We start from the raw sequence: 18,935 nt of genomic DNA, 5'->3' as shown, positions 1-18,935 counted from the left end.
AAAGCTTACCAGATAACGGTTTTGAAAAACAACATCAACAAGCGGCACCAGGAACTTTTTCCGGTAATTCCGGTGTTTCAACCCATTTCGCTGTGTAGTAACCGCTTTTCCGCTGTGATATCGATAGAGTAGTTTGATGCTCAGCAGCACAATTATTGACTATATAGTCAATAATGAAACAAAAAAAGATCAAGGCAAAATCATCGTAAAAGATGTGTTTAAGGCTGCCTCGATCTGTTCTGGAGATGCACCTGATTTCCCCAGGGTTCTCGCTCCCAGAATAGCGTTGTTCAGATAAGTTGCCAGCTCCTGGCTGGTAAAACGTGTCGTGATCAACTGCTGCTCTTGGGCACTGCGGATAATTCTCTCTAGTATACGCTCCGTTTCCGCGAACATCAGTTCTATTTCGCGGGTAATCGGTTCATCCTCTGTTCCAAATTCCATGGCCGAATTGACCATCAGACATCCCCGTGACATGATTTCATCGCGCAGAATAGAGAGGCGCAAAGATTCCAGCTTGTTCAGAGGAGACGTATCCTGCGCCTCAAGCTCTTCGAGTGCTGCAATATTTTGCTCACGATAGTGTGCCAGCGCCTTCAGGAATAGGCTGCGCTTATCATTAAACACACAATACAAGCTTTGCTTCTTAACCCCTGTTGTACGAGTTAGATCCTCATAGGAGGTTGATTTAAAGCCTTTGGTCCAGAACACTTCCATACACTGGTGCAACGTATGATCAACATCAAATTCTCTTGGTCTGCTCATGGACCTATTTTATCATTTATTTGACTGCATAGTCAATAATTGATTGTCGGTTTCTTTTTCAGCTTGTTATTCAATCCGTTCAGCCTGGCGGCCTGGATGACCCTGCTCACCTCGGTAATAATCCCGTCCAGCGAAGCCGGGTTATTCACATCGTATTCATCAATGTTCAAGCGCAGCACCGGGCATGCCTTCAACTGCGTGAACTCGTCGATCCACGCGGAATATCTGGCGTGCATGTGCTCCCAATACGAGATGTCCGTCTGGATTTCCATCTCACGGCCACGCTCCTGAATACGCCCCAGAATGGACGGCAGGCTTCCTTCCAGATAGATCAGCACGTCCGGATGCGGAAAATACGGCGTCATAACCATAGCCTCAAACAAGCTGCTGTAGGTCTCGTAATCCGTCTTGGACATGGTGCCTTGATCCGCATGCATTTTGGCAAAAATGCCCGTATCCTCATATATCGAACGGTCCTGCACATAACCGCCGCCGGCTTCGAAAATATTCTTCTGCTCCTTAAAGCGCTCAGCCAGAAAATAAATCTGCAGATGAAAGCTCCAGCGCTCAAAATCATGGTAGAACTTCTCCAGGTAAGGGTTATGCTCCACCTTCTCCAGGGAGGTTTTGAATCCAAGGCGATTCGCCAGGGCAGCGGTTAAGGTGGACTTTCCAACTCCGACAGTGCCGGCTACCGTAATAATCGCGTCGGACGGGATATTGTAATCATTCATTGTATAAGCTCCTTTACTTGTGCAGCAATCTGGGCAAATTGCTCCGGATACTCGACAAAATCAACCTCGCTGCCGTTAATCGTGACAATGACGGTAGAAGGCTCACGGACGGCCAGAGAAGCCATCGCCGTATCGTAATCCTCGATCAGTTGCTGCAGATAGGCTGGGTCGATTTGCCCCTCGAAGGCTCGTCCGCGTTTGCTGATGCGGTACAGCAGCGTATCCAGATCGGCCCGGATATACAAAATGATATTCGGCTTGGGCAGATCGTCGGTTAGAATGTGATAAATCTGGCGGTACTTCTCTCGCTTGATCCCCTTGAGCGTGCGCTCGGCGAAGATCAGGTTTTTATAAATATGATAATCCGAAATGACCGGCTTATCCTGTGCAATGTACTGCAGATCCGTATCTTCAAGCTGCTTGTAACGGTTGCAGAGAAAGAACATTTCCAGTTGAAAGCTCCACTCGTCTATATTTTGATAAAACTTGTCCAGAAATGGGTTCTCTTCTACGATTTCTTTCAGAATGGGGATGTGCAGTTCGTTTGACAGCATGGAAGCAAGCGTAGTTTTTCCGGCTCCGATCGGTCCCTCCACTGCAATAAACGGGCCTCGTTTCATAAGTTCCTCCTCGTGCGGGCATTGCTCGTAACAGCTTTAATCCTTGCAAAATAAAAAGACTCAAACATTGTACCACACGAGACGGGATTAGCAGATATGTAAATTGTTCTTTTGTTGTGAGGCGCTCCGAGAACGAAGCATTCCTGCAATCGCTGTCGACCCTCCGGGCCGAAGGCGAACGCTTCGCTTTTCCGGAATTGCTTCGTTCTCTCCGCTGCTGCGTGCGTCTCCAAACTTAAAATAAGCAGAAATCGCTAGTCTCTTGCGAATTCTTATTTAGAACAAAAGTCGAGAATAGGAGCGAGTTTCCCCTGTTCTCGACTTTTTGACTGCTGCGTGTCTGATTCTGCTTATTTAGCCGCATACGTCCATTCATTTTAGCTCACGGGCTGTGCGCTTTTTGATCGGACCTTCGACAAGGCCGAACATCAAGGCCAGCACATGTACGGCCAGGTTTGGTGCCGCCAGCCTTGGAGGTGGCTTGATTTATCCTAATCCATTAAAACTTTAGATTCAGTTCTAAATTTTTCATAATCAGTTTCTTTCAATAACAATTTTTCCGAATCAAATAAAAAATAAGTTGGGTAATTCTTCACATCATATTCCTCTATAAGGTTTTTCACTTCGGATGAGGAAGCCTTAAGTGCACCCAGCACAGAGATTTTTAGCACATTATCATTATAAAACTCACTAAGTCTACGAGTCTCAGCAAGCCAGTCTTCATCTTTCACTACAGAAATTATTGAAAATGTCTCTGGCCCCAAGGAGTAGAATTCTCTGATTTCTACTACTCTTTGATTTTGGCATCCAGTCAGTAGAATAAGACAAATAAATAGATACTTTACCCAATAAATAATTTTCATTATATCAGTCCCCTATTGAAAGTATATCTGACCTCTACCCTGTTTCTATTTGCGAAGACTCGTCTCCTCGCCTTTAATAAAGCAGAAAAAAGCGACCACACTCGATCGCTTTTTGCTCGTATTTTTAAGTTTCAGTTTTTTCTATACAATATGTTTGAATAATCGCAGCCAATTCTTGAAATTCGTATGTATGATTTACCCTATCTACAGTGAAGTCTTCAGCTTTTTGAGGATCCATCTTAAAGTAGAAGCTGTTGTAACGCAGAAATATAACAAGTGCTGTAAAAGCAGTCCGTAATGGCTATGACTTCTGGGATGGGTACATACCGAAGCGGTGTCATCTATCTTTGAGGCCGTGCAAAGTTTGATCATACTCACGAATTACCTCAGCCAAAGAATCCATGAAGTCCTCACTAATCCCATTAGGGAGCGACGCTTTTGTTGATTTTCTGATAATGATTTCTTGAGTAGACTTGTCTACATCAATACTGACGATGTCGCCTTGATCCAACCCTATTTGTTTCAGAGCATCGGTCATTGTTATACCCAAACTATTACCAAATTTCGTCACTTTCCGCTCCATTTCAACCACCCTATTCATCCAACTCCTCCATATCATCTTATTCAACAGTTATAACAATGATACAATGCAGGATTAGATGTGTATATTCATTTGTTCTTAGAGACGGGAGTTGACCTTCCCCTTGTATGGAAAGTTTATAATAAGTCCAACGTCACGCGTGATAATTCAGTAAGAAAGGAAAGTGCCATGTTTAAGATCAGTGATTTTTCCAAGCTTAGTCAAGTACCCGTCAAAACACTTCGCTTCTATGACCAGCTTGAACTGTTTAAGCCTGCATATACGGACAAACATAACGGTTACCGTTACTATACCAGCGACCAGCTTCTTCTATTACACCGCATTCTGGCGTTTAAAGATCTTGGATTTACGCTTGAGCAGATTAAACAGCTTCTTCATGATAACGTGACCCCAGCAGAGATGCGCGGGATGTTCCGGCTCAGACAGGCGGAGGTGCAGTCCTTGATACAGTCCGAGATCGAGCGGCTGAAGCGAATTGAGTTGAGGCTGGAGTTGATCGAGCGCGGAGGTCTCCCCCACCATGAAGTGCTAGTTAAAAAGATCGATTCGTTCATGGTGGCATCGATGAAGGAGACAACGAGCCGCGCTTGCATACCAGGCTTGTTCGAAGAAATCGATTGGTATTTAAGGCGGAACGGGGTGCCGATATATGTACCCCATATGGTCGTATGGCATAATTGTCCGGAATGTGAGAGCAGCATCAATCTGGAGGTTGCCTGTCCGATTCCTCAACCACTTCCGGATACGGACCGGTTTAAAACCAGGATGCTCTCGGAAATAACCGTTGCATCGGTTACTCACATCAGCCGTCCCGACAAGGACACGCCTGTAAGCATCGATCTCGGTTCCTGGATCGAAAAAAAAGGATACCGGATTAGTACGGACTTGCCGAGCAGGGAACTGTATTTGGCGCCGCAAGAGGGTAGTGAATCGCAATACGTAACCGAAAGCCAGATGCCGATTATGTTCGGCTGTCAGGAGGGGTAAGTAATGGGGAATTTTGAAAACCAATTGAGCACTCACCCAAACGGTAATACCAGACCAGGAAGAAAAGCTGTTTTATGGCTGTTAACGATAGCTGTTTTTGTGATTGGCACAGCCGAGCTTCTTCCTATGGGACTTTTGCTGCCGATCGCCAACGAAACAGGCACGTCAATTGCAGCTACAGGAATGCTGGTTACAGGATACGCACTTGGCGTCGTATTTGGCGGTCCGCTGTTGTCAGCGATGACCGGAAGGCTCCCACGGAAAACCTTGATAATCGTATTTATGAGCGTATTCATAATTGGCGGCATCGTCTGCACGGCTTCTACTTCCTATGAGATGCTGATGTTGGGGAGAATCATCAGCTCCTTGGCGCACGGGACGCTATTCGGCGCGATCGTCGTCACGGCCAAGGATTTGGCTTTGCCGGGGAAGGAAGGACAAAGTGTCGCCATGGTTGGCTCGGGACTGACCGTAGCGGTCATACTCGGCGCTCCGATCGGCACTTTTCTCGGACAGCAATTTGGCTGGCGCTTTCCTTTTCTTGCTATCACTTTGCTGTCGGGGGCAGTCCTGCTGGGGATGATAAAGCAAATTCCTTCATTGCCGCGCGCGGAAAGCAGTTCATTGCCGGGTCAGCTGCGTACCGTCAGCCGTCCAGCCTTCCTGCTGGTCCTTCTTATCATCGTATTCGGGACCGGAGGAACCTTTGCCGTATTCACTTATATTACGCCCATTCTGGAACGAATATCGGGTTTCTCCGGTGGTTCGGTGACCATCATTTTGCTTATTTTCGGTGCGGGGGCGCTGATAGGCAACGTGATCGGAGGCTGGCTGGCCGACCGGAAGCTCTTGCCTACGTTGTTTGGGGGGATGCTGCTGCTTGCCACTTCAATGGTATCACTCACCTGGACGAGTCAATATAAAGCCGCCGCCATCATCACCATCTTCATCTGGGGAGTCGCCGCATACAGCATTATTGCGCCGCTTAACATTCGCTCTCTTCAGAAGGCCGGTGATGCTCAGGAGCTGGCGTCAACCCTTAATATTTCTGCGTTTAATATGGGCAATGCAATCGGAGCGTTCGTCGGAGGGATGGTGATTGATGGCATACTGGGACTGGCTGCCGTACCGTGGACCGCTTCGCTCATTACATTGGTTGGAATCGTATTGACCGTATGGAGCGCTATGCTGGATCAGCAGGGGGGAAGCGCAAAGCCATTATCCCAATAAGCAAAAAGTTTCGCGCCGTAATAACACTTTACTCGAAAGGGATATAGAGGATCGCATAATGCACGCTCATTTGTAAGGAGGCGATTCGTCCCTCCAGTTTCGGACGCGTTCCCGGCATGCCTTATTATCCTCAGGAGATATATTTCAGACTATATTTCTTTATTATTGCATTTGTCGCCGTAGGTTTAGCCAATAAAGGGACTGTTCAAGATAAACACATTTAAAGCCCCCCCTCCCGAGAGGCCACTGAAAAACATAGTTTTTCTGAGCTCCAGAAGAGGATTCATCAAAAAAAGACGGCATTTCATTCAGAAATACGTGAATGAGTGCCGTCTTTTCGCTTGCTGTCATGGGATTAAAAGAGGATTATTCCTCCATCAGCTTCAATACTCGTTTTAGGTTCACTGCAAATATGCCTTTACTAAACAATCCCTTAATCGCGTTCCCTGCAGCGATAGCGCCTTCCGTGCCGTACTTCCCGGCCTGCTTCATGCCCGGAATCGGTACGAAGCTTAGCGAGGCTCCGATCCCTTCCGCCCAGCGCTCGGAGACGGACAGCTGCTCTCCTGTCACCAGATTCACTCCGGTAAACGCCTGCTGGAAGCCTTTCACAGTGCCTACTCCTGGGATCATGTCCACCAGGAAGTCTCCTCCCCTAAGCATCCAGGAGTCCGCATCCCGGCTTAAACCGAACGGATCGACGTAAGAGATCGGGTTGCCGTTTACATAAGCATAACGGTTAAGCGTCGGCGTATCCGTAACCGTGCCTGTCACAACGTCCCGGTTGATGAACCGTTTGATTTCCGGGTTATAGTAGCGTGCACGCATATGGTACAAACCGTTCGCATCCGTCATGACGCCATCACGGCCGTTGTATAGGAATGGCTGTGTTGAATTGCCTTCATGGGAAAACAATTCACCATACGCTCCATATTCATACGTATCCGTCACTTCACCTGCTGCATCGGTCAGCGCCACGGTGCTGCCGCGGCGGTCGTAGTGGTACGTCTGGTAGGCACCGGACATATCTTCACGGCCCAACAAGCCAACTCCATATACATAGTACCCGAGTACATTGCCGTTTTCCGCTGATTTCTCATAAAACACCTGAATAAGGTTCGTACAATGACTACAGCTAAAATCCTAGAATGATATTAGGCAATTTCATAAATGAGTGAAAATTAGTTGCTTGGAACATCAAATTTGTATAGTTAGATTATGATTACCAGCTGATCCTCAACAAAAAAGAAACCTTGAAGGGCACGAAGCCATCAAGGTTTAGAGTAGTTATTCTTCTTTAACTCATTTCAAAAAAACAATGTACCAATACTTCAAATAGTTTTGCTCATTTTTTTCATTTTTTAGGAAATGATTCAAAACTATTGGCTAGTATGATTAGAGATTCAAGTCAAGCATGAAGCTAGGTAATATCATAATTTGAAATACTGGTTCGTTGGTATCTTGCCTAAAGAAACTTAGCTTCTCCTTGTCTGCTTTTATTTCTTGGACATTATTTAATTCAACTTCAAATATCGGTCTATCTTTTCCTTTATACTCCAACCTTGCAGTTGCAAATTGGTCGTACACCGAGAAATAGAGGGTTAATTCAAAACCAATTTTGTCCTTAATCCTGTAAGAGTATATCTCCGCATCAGCATCAATTATTATCGGTTCACTACAAAACAACTCAAGCAGTAAATATTCATCGTATTTTATTGCCATGCGCTACCCTCCTCATTTCGGAATTTCGGTACGAAGCTTAGCAAGGCTCCTATCCCTTCCGCCCTCATGGTTGGGATTGGATTCATATTGCAGGCAGCGCCTTACGGCCCTTAACTTTATTTTAGATGAAATTGGGCTTCATTTGGACATTACAAAAACTCCCATCATGATAGAAGTAGAGTTTTGTTTTTTTCTACTGTCTACTATGATGGGAGCATATCAGCCCTCAAGGTCTTTCTTTCATTTATGTCTGCTCTCGAAATATAACATTCAGACTTCTTTATACGGGTATTACATGGGTTACGTGTGCTATCGGTTGAATGAAGGGTTTATTCGGCACTGGGTAGACCCTCCATTAAAATGTTAAGATTTTCCCAACCTTATCACCACAATATTCCCTGAGTTACCAAAACAAGATGCATGATACAACCCATCATAAATGTCCTCTACTCGATAATCACCTACAAATATATTATCAGCCGCCTTTTCATCATAAGCATACCGGACAAGTATTATTGCAAGCTGTTCAATGGATTTTTTTTCCATAAACTCCTTGATATTTTGACCAAACTGTTTGATTGGTTGAGGTATTTCATTAAATTCAAACCATTCATCAAATTCACCTATAAATTCTTGATTAACAAGTTCGACAGTAAATTTATTTAGAAATTCATTCAGATGGGACAACTTTCTTCCGGAAATCTCTCTTTCTTGAAGCAACTTAAAATCATCACTTTTACCAAAAGATGGTAGTAGGAATGATAAAACATCTCCGCACTCATTCGCTTCAAACGACAAAAATTGAGTACAATCGAAAAGTACATCAGCCATCACTTCACCCCTAAAGGAAGGATGGCATAAAGACTGCCATCCCAATATAATATTATCTACTATACTTACCATTATTCAGGTAATCGTAAAGCTGACTAACATCCTTCTTACCTGGTGTAGTCACCCCGCCACCCTGAGTTTTAGAACCCTGTCCACCAAAAATCTCACCATTTTTGTTCACATTCCTTGTTGGTTGATGTACGTGTGGCGATAAACCTGCATGGGAATCTGAACCAAACCTTTTGAATTGCCCGTCGGAGTTAGAACCACGTGAATTGTTATTAAAGCCTTTTGAATTAGTGTGTAGTGTTGTTTCTTTATCAGCCGGGACATTTTTCTTCACAAACCCATCAAAAGTTCTTTCACCAGGTAGCGGCTTATACCCTCTAGTTTCGAGACCTTTTCCCATCCCCTCAGCAAACATCTGCAAATCCAGCTTGTATCTCAGTGGGGTTGGGGGTGCTTCTTTTGTACCCTTACTAAACAATCCCTTAATCGCGTTCCCCGCAGCGATAGCGCCTTCCGTGCCGTACTTCCCGGCCTGCTTCATGCCCGGAATCGGTACGAAGCTTAGCGAGGCTCCGATCCCTTCCGCCCAGCGCTCGGAGACGGACAGCTGCTCTCCTGTCACCAGATTCACTCCGGTAAAGGCCTGCTGGAAGCCTTTCACAGTGCCTACTCCTGGGATCATGTCCACCAGGAAGTCTCCTCCCCTAAGCATCCAGGAGTCCGCATCCCGGCTTAAACCGAACGGATCGACGTAAGAGATCGGGTTGCCGTTTACGTAGGCGTAACGGTTAAGCGTTGGCGTATCCGTGATCGTGCCTGTCACAACGTCCCGGTTGATGAACCGTTTGATTTCCGGGTTATAGTAGCGTGCACGCATATGGTACAGGCCGTTCGCATCCGTCATGACGCCATCACGGCCATTGTACAGGAATGGCTGCGCTGTATTGCCTTCATGGGAAAGCAATTCACCGTAAGGACCATATTCATACGTATCCGTCACTTCACCTGCTGCATCGGTCAGCGCCACGGTGCTGCCTCGGCGATCGTAATGGTACGTCTGGTAGGCGCCGGACACATCTTCACGGCCCAGCAAGCCAAGTCCATATACATAGTACCCGAGTACGTTGCCGTTTGCATCCTTTTCCATCAGAACCTGAGACAGGTTGGCATGCGGGTTGATCACATACTTGGTGGTCACTCCATCTATCGTCACCGAAGTACGCACATTCTCACTGTTATAACCGTAGTTTACGCCCCAAATGAGGGTAAAGCTACTTTAGTATAGCCGTCGATTCATTCGTCACTGGGGTGAAAAATAAAGACCTTGAGGACTGCCGCCCTCAAGGTCTTTATTTCATTTATGTCTGCCCTCGAAATATAACATCCAGACTTCTTTATACGGGTATTACATGGGTTATATGTGTTATTGATTGACTGATGAGTTTATTCGGCACTGGGTAGCCCCCACCAGAAATAAGCCCTGAAAGGCATGTAGCCATTCAGGGCAATTATTTAATTACAATAGCCAGTAACAGATTGAATAAATCCTGATTCAGCCTTAATTAGGGCATTAACCGTTCCAGTAATTTTAACTACAATTAAATCGACTTCATCCTTGAAGATTTCAATATTTGCGTTGTAGTCAAATGAACCAGAACTTAGTGTGATTTCTTGAATAGCCGACAAGTCAATTCTAACAGCAACAGTATTGTCCCCTAGTTCCACCCACTTCTTGGGTGGTCTTTCGGCATAATAAGGCATATCAAATTTAACTGCAACAACACGTCCTTCATCATGGATGTTTACTTCAGCAATACGAACGTCCTTAAGTTCAGGTACTTGTTCATACAAACTTACTAAAAAGTTGTTTCTTTCCAAAACTTCAAACCACACGTCTTAACCACCTCTATTTATTAAATGGATAATGCTCCATCGTACCTGGAACTTTACCTGTCCGGGTATTATCGGCAGGTCTTACATTGAAATGTGGACCTTGCCCACCTTTTTGGTGTCCTGCACTATGGTCTTGAATTACAATCTTTTTACCGTCCTTATTAGTGTAAACATACTCTCTAGTGCTAATAACTTTTCCATTTGAATCTTTTATTACATGTCCGCCCTCATGTTGTGCTGAACGCATATCTACTCGTTTTACCGCTTCAGGTTGTTGACTTCTCGGTATGCCTGCGTCTCTTTTGGCTTGATTTAGAGCACCGTTACGGCTAACTTCTCCCGTCCCCCCACCAAATATCTGCAAATCCAGCTTGTATCTCAGTGGGGTCGAGGCAGCTTCTTGTGTCGCTTCTTTTTTAAACAATCCCTTAATCGCGTTCCCTGCAGCGATAGCGCCTTCCGTGCCGTACTTCCCGGCCTGCTTCATGCCCGGAATCGGTACGAAGCTTAGCGAGGCTCCGATCCCTTCCGCCCAGCGCTCGGAGACGGACAACTGCTCCCCTGTCACCAGATTCACTCCGGTAAACGCCTGCTGGAAGCCTTTCACAGTGCCTACTCCTGGGATCATGTCCACCAGGAAGTCTCCTCCCCTAAGCATCCAGGAGTCCGCATCCCGGCTTAAGCCGAACGGATCGACGTAGGAGATCGGGTTGCCGTTTACGTAGGCGTAACGGTTAAGCGTTGGCGTATCCGTGATCGTGCCTGTCACAACGTCCCGGTTGATGAACCGTTTGATTTCCGGGTTATAGTAGCGTGCACGCATATGGTACAGGCCGTTCGCATCCGTCATGACGCCGTCACGGCCGTTGTATAGGAATGGCTGCGCTGTACTGCCTTCATGGGAAAGCAATTCACCATACGCTCCATATTCATACGTATCCGTCACTTCACCTGCTGCATCGGTCAGCGCCACGGTGCTGCCGCGGCGGTCGTAGTGGTACGTCTGGTAGGCACCGGACATATCTTCACGGCCCAGCAAACCAACTCCATATACATAGTACCCGAGTACGTTGCCGTTTGCATCCTTTTCCATCAGGACCTGAGACAGGTTGGCATGCGGGTTGATCACATACTTGGTGGTCACTCCATCTATCGTCACCGAAGTACGCACATTCTCACTGTTATAACCGTAACGCACGCCCCCTGCTTCAAGCAGGCGGTTGCGGGAATCATACGTGTAGGCCTGCGTCGTGCCCTGCAGCGGACCGGAGATCATATTACCGTCCACATCATACAGCACCGGTTCCCCATTCATGGTAGCGATCCGGTTATCCGCTGTATATGTCAGATTAAGGTCAGTCAGCGGAGTATTCGGACTGTACACATCTTCGCTGACGCTGCTGTCTGCTTCTGCTTCTGCTTCCGGTGCCGGAGACAGCCCAGGACCATATACATCAAAGGTCACAGAATCCAGCTCTGCCGCTTGAACCCCACCGGTTTCGGAAATGACATTGCCTGCAGCGTCATAGGTAAATACATAATCCGTAATGCTTGTGCCATCCGCTTTGGTATCGGACAAGGTCAACAGACGTCCATTCGCATCATACGTGCGGAACTCTGTGCTTCCATCCGGACGACGGGTCGAGGTCAGGCGTCCGTTCTTGTCATAAGCATAGCTTGTAGTACGGCCCGCCCAATCCGTGACCGTGCGCATTCTGCCTGCACCGTCATAGGTGTAAGACACCGTCTTGCCATCCGGATAGGTCAGCGCGGTTAACTGGCCTGCCGCATCATAAGTATACTTGATCGTATTGCCGTCCTGATCCGTGTACGCTGTCACCCGGTTCAGAGCATCGAACTTGCGGGTAATAGCCTGTCCTTCGCCGCTGACGGTCGTTACATTGCCATTAGCATCATAATCATAGGCTACACTGCCGTCAGGATCGGTGAATTTCGTGAGCTGGCCTGCAGCGTCATATTGATACGCTACGTTCTGGCCGCGCTTGTTCGTTTCGCCTTCCATCAAGCCGATGGCATTGTATCTGTACGTATGCACGCCTCCGGCGGCATCCGTCTCACTGACAACCCGTCCGACCGGATCATATTTGTACATCGTCGTATTTTGGTTAGGATCTGTCACTTCGGTCAGTCTGCTCAAAGCATCAAAGCTTTGGCTGGCTGTTCCCTGCATCGGGTCGGTTACCGAGGCCAGGCGGTTAAGATCATCGTAGGTGAACACAGTCTTGCGGTTCAGCGGATCGATGCTCTCCGTCAGCCTGTTCAGCATATCGTAAGAGCCGCCGTAGGCCAGCTCCAGTCCATCCTTGATCGTAACCGGGTTGCCCGTGCTGTCGTAGGATGCCTGATATACAAGCTGATCAAGGGCATCATACGCCTTAACCAGTCTGTTCAGTTCATCATACACATAACGAACCTGTTCGCCTTCGGCATTCGTCTCCTTTAACACATTGCCTGCGGCGTCATAGGTGTAGCTCATGCGCCTTCCAAGCGGATCAACCGCCCCGGTCAAACGTCCTTCCGCGTCATATTCAAGCGTGATCGTTTCATTCAGTGCATTCGTGACCTTCGTAAGATTGCCGTTGCCGTCATACCGATACTTCGTGGTATTTCCGCGTGCGTCCGTTTCCTCGCTCAGCATTCCTTGGCCGTCATACACATATTTCAAGGTGCGCTTCAATGGATCGGTATAGGAAACCAGCGAATCATTGTCACTGTAGACCGATTTGGCCTGATTGCCTTCTTCGTCGATCTGGCTGGCAAGGCGCCCTGCTTGATCGTAGCCGAATGTCAACGTTTCGTCGGCGGCCGTCGTCACCTGGTTCAGGCGTCCTTCGGCATAACCGTAGGTTGTTTTATTGCCAAGCGCATCCGTAGCGGCAAGCAGAAGACCGTTTTCGTCATATTTGTATGAAGTTTTATTGCCTTGGGGATCGGTTGTTGTCAATAAACGGCCTTTGTCATCATACACATAAGCGACCTTTTTGCCGTCTGGACCGGTTACCCCTGTCAGATTGTTGTTCTCGTCATACGTCATGTTCACAGTCTGGCCCGTATGATCTTTGGCGCCTGTCAAATTACCGTAAGCGTCATAAGTATACTGCACAGTTTGACCCCGTGAGTTCGTAACCTGTGTTCTGTTGCCGTTATTATCGTACACATACTCCGTACTGCGGCCCAATGAATCAATCGACTGAAGCAGTTCATACCGGGCATTATGTGTCCGCTTCAGAGAATGGCCATTACGATCGGTAATGGTCGTGACGAGCTTATTATCCTTTTCTTCATAGCTAAAAGATGTGGAAGCTGAGTTGGCGTCACTTTGCTTGATGATCCGGCCTTCCGTGTCGAACGTATTTTCGAACAGTTGAAGGCCTTCCGTAACCGCAGATACGATTTGATTGTCGGCATTATACGTATATTGTGTCTTATGACCGTCGGCATCCGTAATTTTGGCGAGTCTGCCTTCCGTATCATAAGCGAAGCTTACCTTTCTGCCGGACTGTTCTTCAACAGTCACAATATCGCCTGCTGTGTTATAAGTAAAGCTTAATCCGTCTCCGGTCAGCGGCTCCGTTACCGAAACGAGCTTGTGCGAGTCTGAATACGTAAAAACAAGCTTCATTCCGCCGCGTTCTGCCACAGAACTCAACGTTCCGTCTGCTGCAAACGTATAGACGGTTCCGTCATTCCGCTTCAGCACATAACCGTCGTCACCCGTTTGAGTCAAACGGTCATGCTGCACGGATTTGTCGCTGGAAGTATACGTTCCGTCCGCGCCCTTCACAAACGAATTGAACCGGAAGGCATTCCAGTATACCGCTGCCGCTTTCCCATCTGCAGCCGGTACCACCCGCATTTCATAGTTATGGCTCCAGCCAATGCCCAAAGCACCATCACCCGTAAGCAATGAGTAGTATTGAGCCTGGAAAGGAACGGGTACCGCAGCGTAGGATGTAAGCAGCGTACGGTTCATGATCTGCGCCCCGGTTGCCGTATCAATCGGATCAGCATGAAGCGTCAGCGGATCGTAGCCGCTAGGATCAGCCTTGCGGATGTTGTCAGCCGCTTTTTTGCCTGAAATGGCATCCGACTCTTCCTGGCGTGCGTCTTCATACTTGAAGAATCCATACGGACTGTATACCTGATAGGCTTCCGAGCCCGGGTTGCGAATAATGACCGCTTGAGCTGCAGGTACAGTAAATGGACTTTGTCCTGATTTCTCTTCTTCATCCCCAAACCGGTACATAAAGACCTCTTGGGCTTTAAATGTACGGTCTGCTGAAGTTAAATTGGTTACCTTCAATGCGCTGTTTCCGTTCAAACGCACGTTAACCAGCGCAGGCTCTTCCAATTCCTCTACCTTCATGGCATCGAAGGGACCCCATAGCTCCAATGTCGGTGCAGACGAGCTTGCCTTCAGCGACTGGGACGGCTCCATCGCATAGGAGGTATGACTGCTGCCTTGCTCATAATCCAGAGCTGCTCCGGAAGCATCATAACGAACCCAGTCCGCTGCTCCTTGTGCCGACAGCTTCCAGCTTGCCGTACTTTCGTTGGTGATCTTAACGCTTCCTGTCTCAGTCGGCTTGACGACTCGGAGAGCAGGATTCGCGTGCTCGGAGAATACGAAAGCTGCCGGACTTCCAGTGATCACGGTCGGCTCCGAGCGTTGTCCAGTCAATACAGCATAATAACCCGCCGGCAGCGACAAATCTGCAGCGGAGGTTTTTCTGAAGTAGCTTACAGGCTGCTTCGCTGAATTATACACAGCAACGTCGTAGGTTCCCCGCAAAGATAGTCGCTCCGCCGTACCAGACACATTGGTGACTTTGAGAGTCTTGTCCATCGCCAACGACTTCACAATAAGCTCCTCACCATTCGTTTCCACTACAGCTTCCGTAGGAACTGTCACAGTAACGTTCTCCGTGCCTGTGTTGATGATGACTAGTCTATACGAATCCTGAATATTGCGGGTTGAGCCTGTGCTGTTGTCGTATGAGCTTCGCAGCGTACCCTCTGCGTCATAAATACGATAGCTGTAGGTACCGCTGAGTTTTGCGCTGAATCCGGCAGGCGAAACGTTCACTATGGAATAGCTTTCACCAGGATTCAGTGTCTTGATGGTCACGGGTTGGATTGCCGAATTTTTAATTGTAAAACCATCAAACGGACCCCGTACCGTTAAACTCGAACCGTCGGCCGGAGAAACGACAATCCTATTATCCCGGGGAACACTGGCTGACGCAGCCGTTTCGGAAGCGGCAAATCCATTTACTTCCCCGTCATTTTTATACTGCGCGTAATCGTATGCTCCATCCAGTTTCAAAGGTGTGTACAACCGATTCGTTTTGGGTACAAACTCCAGAATATTTCCAGTAGAGAGGGTACGCTCAAAAGTAACCGGGTTGTCTCTTCTCTGGAACGTAAAGTCTTCAAACGCAGCGTACATCACCATATTGGCAGCATCGACGTTTTGCACAGCCACTTTAACGCCCGGTTCATAAGTGCGGGTCGTTGCGTTGGTAGCATTCGTGTCGTACACATCGAGCATACCGGAGGAATCATACGTTGCCAGATCGTAGGTTCCTGTCGATTTCAATCTGGCTTTCGTCGTTCCGGTGTTGACAGCCTCCATACTTTGTCCTGGAGACAGCTCAAGCTTGGCCAAGGCCGGATTAGCTCTCGATGTAATAGCAAATGCATCGTAGGAGCCTTCAATCGTCACCGGGCCGTTCCCGGAGGCGGATATTGCGGCTTTCTCTCCCTTGGAAGTAGACTGCATCAAATCCTCAATCGCATAGTTCAGATCAAGCAGTTCTCCGTCACTGTTGCGTAATACATTGTCATAGACCCCGTTAAAATACAGATTGAACGATTTGGTTGCATGCTTGTTGACGATATCCACATGCTGTCCAGTATCCAGGTTCTTACGGAAAGTAACCGGATTGACCCGTCCGGCAACCGAGAACACATCAAATGCCCCGTAAGCCGTGATAGGCTGATCTTCAGCATTCATTACAGCCAGCCTTTCCCCTGGACTCACTGATCTTGACAGGGACTGGTTGCGGAAGTAGGTGTTCAGAACGCCATTCGTAAACATGGCATAATCATATTCGCCAGTAAAGTAGACATTTCCATTCCCCGGTCCGGTGTACACCGCCTCCATGCTTTCCCTTGGCTGCAGAACACGCTCGAACAGTGCCGGATGCGTTCTGTCGCTTATTTTGATGGCATCATATGGCCCCTTGATGATCATAGATGAGGAAGAAGCATTGGTCATAGCCAGACGTTCCGCTTCTCTGATGATCTTCAGCTCGGATTCGGTATCCCGGTCAACATCGTCTGCGTCACCTTCTGCATTGTATAACGCAAAGTCATATGTCCCCCCAGGATAAATATAGAAGGATCTTGCCGTTACATTTTTGAAATCCGCACTGCTGCCGGCCGCCAATGTCTTGCTGAAGGTTACCGGATGGCTGCGTTCCTTCATTTCAAATATTTCATAAGCACCATAAACTTCGATCGTTTCGATATCGGTGTTCATGAATGCCGTCTTCTGTCCAGCCGAAATAGATTTAAACCCGGTCAACCGGTCGCGGTTGTACAAGTATGGGCTTCCGTCTTCCGCGTAATCCATCAGGTCATGGATGCCGGAAATCCGAACCTGTTCGGAAAGAGCCGATTTATTCACAAACTCCACACTGCTGCCCATCAAAAGTGTTTTTACAGCAAGCGCCGGTGTTGCACTTGTCTGTGCGGTGGTGACATCATAAGGCGAGAGAACGACCAGCAACGTATTTCCTGTATTGGTTACCGTTGCACGCTCATTGGCCATTAACGCCAGATCACCCGTTGCTTTCCGTCCGATAGAACTCAGACTATCATCCGCGTTGTAGCTGGCCTGATCATAGGTTCCATCCAAATAGACATCAAAACGGTATGGACTTGAGCTTTTCAGTTTCACACTCTGACCCGATTCAAGATACCCTTTATACAAAGCAGGCTCTGTACGGGATGAAATATTAAACGCATCGTAAGCGCCCGTTACTTCCATGTCGGAAAGTCCGCTATTGGTCACAACCATCCATTCTGATGCGGCAATCGAATGACGATCTCCCGTAACCGGATTTCCAAAGCCGCGAACTCTTTTATCCTCATCATACGTCGCGTAGTGATGCTGCCCGTCCACGTTTACATTAAAGGAATAAGCTGCCTTGTTGTCCAGCTTGAGAGATTGGCCGGGGGATAACACCCGGTGGAAAGTAACCTCTGCAGTTCTATCCATAAATCTGAATATCTCATACGGAGCGTAAACCTCTCTGGTCTCTGTTCCGATATTCGTAAATGCCGCGCGTTCCCCAGCCCGAAGATTAAGAAGATCTATGAATGAATCCTCATAGTGGGCGGAAATACCTGTGGCGTTATAGAGAGCATAATCGTATCTGCCTTCCATCTCCAAATGAGCATTGCCGCTGCTGGTATTAAGTGCTTCCATGCTTTCTCCGGGAGAAAGAGAGGAAATAGACAGTGCAGGGTTTATGCTCTTTTCGATTTTGAAGGCTCCTTTTGCCAATGTAACCGTAACCGGAGAGAGATTCCGGTTGGTGACAACTACATAATCATTTTCAAAAATACTGTTACGGGAGTAATCCCCTGTCCAGTCATGCCCGAAATCAAGCACTGCTCCCGTTGAATCATATTCTGCAAAATCGTATGTACTATTGTATTTTTTGCTCGATGTAGGCGGTGTTATTTTCATTCGTAACTCTAAATGCGTCGAAGGCACCAATTACAACGAGGGGAGCATTCCCGCGATTTGTAACAACCAGCCGTTTTCCGGTACCAATCAAGTCAGATGGACTTTTGGCGCTAGTGGAGGACGAATCGACCGTTCCATCCGCCTTATAGACTACGTATTCGTAGGATAAGGTCCCTTCGCTTTCGTAATACACATAAAAGGATTTGCTTGTTATGTTCTCTGCTTCAAGTGTCTCGCCTGTTTTCAGTGTTTCCCGAAACGAAGCAGGAGTTGAGTCTGTGAACGTAAATATCTCGCTGGCTCCGATGAGCTGGACTGTTTGTTGATCTCTGTTGGTTATTACTGTTCCGCCGTTGGCGGGAACCGAGGCAGCTCCACCTCTGTCGTTACGCGCAAAGGAGGTGAGAACCCCGTCTTCGTCGTACTTTGCGTAATCGTTCAACCCGTCGAATGTTACACTTTCGGCAACACTGCTGGAATTATGAACCAATACACTGGATCCGGGGGCGACATTCCTTTTTTGCATAGCCGGTGTTGAGCTGGTTACAAAATTGACAGGCCTTGTCTTGGCAGTAATCGTCACTTCGGATGAGGAAGTGTTGGTTAACACGGCCTTTTGCCCTGAATACAAAGTTACAGTATAGGTTCTCGTGTACTGCCCGCTTGCGGACAGCTTGCCATCCTCCGTATACTTGGCATAATCAAAAGAATCACCTTTCACCGTAAAACTGGTTGTACTGCTGGAAGCTAAGGTTACCGAAACACTCTGACCGCTGTATAGCGTATAAGACTCCGCTTCTGCCGCAAATACCGGGTAATCCTTCAGCCCAATCATCACAAAGAAGGAAATAAGGATCAGCGAAATCAAGCGCATGCTTGTACGAATCATATCTGCTCTCC

The 18,935-nt window shown here is 47.6% G+C and carries 14 protein-coding genes; 2 read left to right on the top strand and 12 right to left on the bottom strand.

Translation table 11 applies throughout. The annotated features are described in order from the left end of the window. Nucleotides 1-189 precede the first annotated feature (189 nt). The 5 genes from OIN60_RS03395 to OIN60_RS03375 form a co-directional block, all read right to left on the bottom strand. Nucleotides 190-765, bottom strand: coding sequence for a TetR/AcrR family transcriptional regulator (locus OIN60_RS03395; RefSeq protein WP_305753472.1), 576 nt, complete (start codon nt 763-765; stop codon nt 190-192). A gap of 32 nt (nt 766-797) precedes the next feature. Continuing rightward, nucleotides 798-1,499 carry a deoxynucleoside kinase gene (locus OIN60_RS03390; RefSeq protein ID WP_305753471.1) on the bottom strand — a complete coding sequence of 234 codons (702 nt, stop codon included), beginning with the start codon at nt 1,497-1,499 and terminating at the stop codon, nt 798-800. After that, nucleotides 1,496-2,119, bottom strand: coding sequence for a deoxynucleoside kinase (locus tag OIN60_RS03385; protein WP_305753470.1), 624 nt, complete (start codon nt 2,117-2,119; stop codon nt 1,496-1,498). Before OIN60_RS03385 ends, OIN60_RS03390 begins: the two co-directional genes overlap by 4 nt. Before the next feature lie 491 nt (nt 2,120-2,610). Continuing rightward, the gene (locus tag OIN60_RS03380) at nt 2,611-2,982 is read right to left on the bottom strand and encodes a hypothetical protein (RefSeq protein WP_305753469.1); all 372 of its coding nucleotides are present in this window, start codon (nt 2,980-2,982) and stop codon (nt 2,611-2,613) included. 337 nt (nt 2,983-3,319) lie between these two features. Next, on the bottom strand, nt 3,320-3,583 hold the full coding sequence (locus OIN60_RS03375; protein ID WP_305753468.1) for an AbrB/MazE/SpoVT family DNA-binding domain-containing protein: 264 nt from the start codon (nt 3,581-3,583) through the stop codon (nt 3,320-3,322). Between the two features lie 168 nt (nt 3,584-3,751). Between OIN60_RS03375 and OIN60_RS03370 the strand changes: the two genes are divergently transcribed. Both OIN60_RS03370 and OIN60_RS03365 read left to right on the top strand, forming a co-directional pair. Next, on the top strand, nt 3,752-4,570 hold the full coding sequence (locus OIN60_RS03370; protein ID WP_305753467.1) for a MerR family transcriptional regulator: 819 nt from the start codon (nt 3,752-3,754) through the stop codon (nt 4,568-4,570). A 3-nt stretch (nt 4,571-4,573) separates the two neighbouring features. Then, nucleotides 4,574-5,800, top strand: coding sequence for an MFS transporter (locus OIN60_RS03365; protein ID WP_305753466.1), 1,227 nt, complete (start codon nt 4,574-4,576; stop codon nt 5,798-5,800). Between the two features lie 366 nt (nt 5,801-6,166). On the opposite strand, the gene OIN60_RS03360 is transcribed toward OIN60_RS03365, so the two are convergent. From OIN60_RS03360 to OIN60_RS03330, 7 genes are all read right to left on the bottom strand, one after another. Beyond that, complete coding sequence (locus OIN60_RS03360; protein ID WP_305753465.1) at nt 6,167-6,841, bottom strand: RHS repeat-associated core domain-containing protein; 675 nt, start codon at nt 6,839-6,841, stop codon at nt 6,167-6,169. Between the two features lie 354 nt (nt 6,842-7,195). Next, nucleotides 7,196-7,522 carry a hypothetical protein gene (locus OIN60_RS03355; protein WP_305753464.1) on the bottom strand — a complete coding sequence of 109 codons (327 nt, stop codon included), beginning with the start codon at nt 7,520-7,522 and terminating at the stop codon, nt 7,196-7,198. Nucleotides 7,523-7,885: 363 nt separating this feature from the next. Continuing rightward, nucleotides 7,886-8,353, bottom strand: a complete 468-nt coding sequence (locus OIN60_RS03350) for a hypothetical protein (RefSeq protein WP_305753463.1) — start codon at nt 8,351-8,353, stop codon at nt 7,886-7,888. Between the two features lie 52 nt (nt 8,354-8,405). Further along, nucleotides 8,406-9,575, bottom strand: a complete 1,170-nt coding sequence (locus OIN60_RS03345; protein ID WP_305753462.1) for an RHS repeat-associated core domain-containing protein — start codon at nt 9,573-9,575, stop codon at nt 8,406-8,408. A 299-nt stretch (nt 9,576-9,874) separates the two neighbouring features. Continuing rightward, nucleotides 9,875-10,255, bottom strand: coding sequence for an Imm50 family immunity protein (locus OIN60_RS03340; RefSeq protein ID WP_305753461.1), 381 nt, complete (start codon nt 10,253-10,255; stop codon nt 9,875-9,877). Between the two features lie 13 nt (nt 10,256-10,268). After that, on the bottom strand, nt 10,269-18,035 hold the full coding sequence (locus OIN60_RS03335) for an HNH/endonuclease VII fold putative polymorphic toxin (RefSeq protein ID WP_305753460.1): 7,767 nt from the start codon (nt 18,033-18,035) through the stop codon (nt 10,269-10,271). Next, complete coding sequence (locus tag OIN60_RS03330; RefSeq protein ID WP_305753459.1) at nt 17,995-18,924, bottom strand: hypothetical protein; 930 nt, start codon at nt 18,922-18,924, stop codon at nt 17,995-17,997. The genes OIN60_RS03335 and OIN60_RS03330 overlap by 41 nt, the downstream gene beginning before the upstream one ends. Nucleotides 18,925-18,935 lie beyond the last annotated feature (11 nt).

Origin of the sequence: Paenibacillus zeirhizosphaerae (assembly GCF_030705605.1) — a bacterium.
Classification (GTDB): domain Bacteria; phylum Bacillota; class Bacilli; order Paenibacillales; family Paenibacillaceae; genus Paenibacillus; species Paenibacillus zeirhizosphaerae.
The sequence above is the reverse complement of the archived record's forward strand: the minus strand, read 5'-3'. Positions and strand labels throughout refer to the sequence as shown.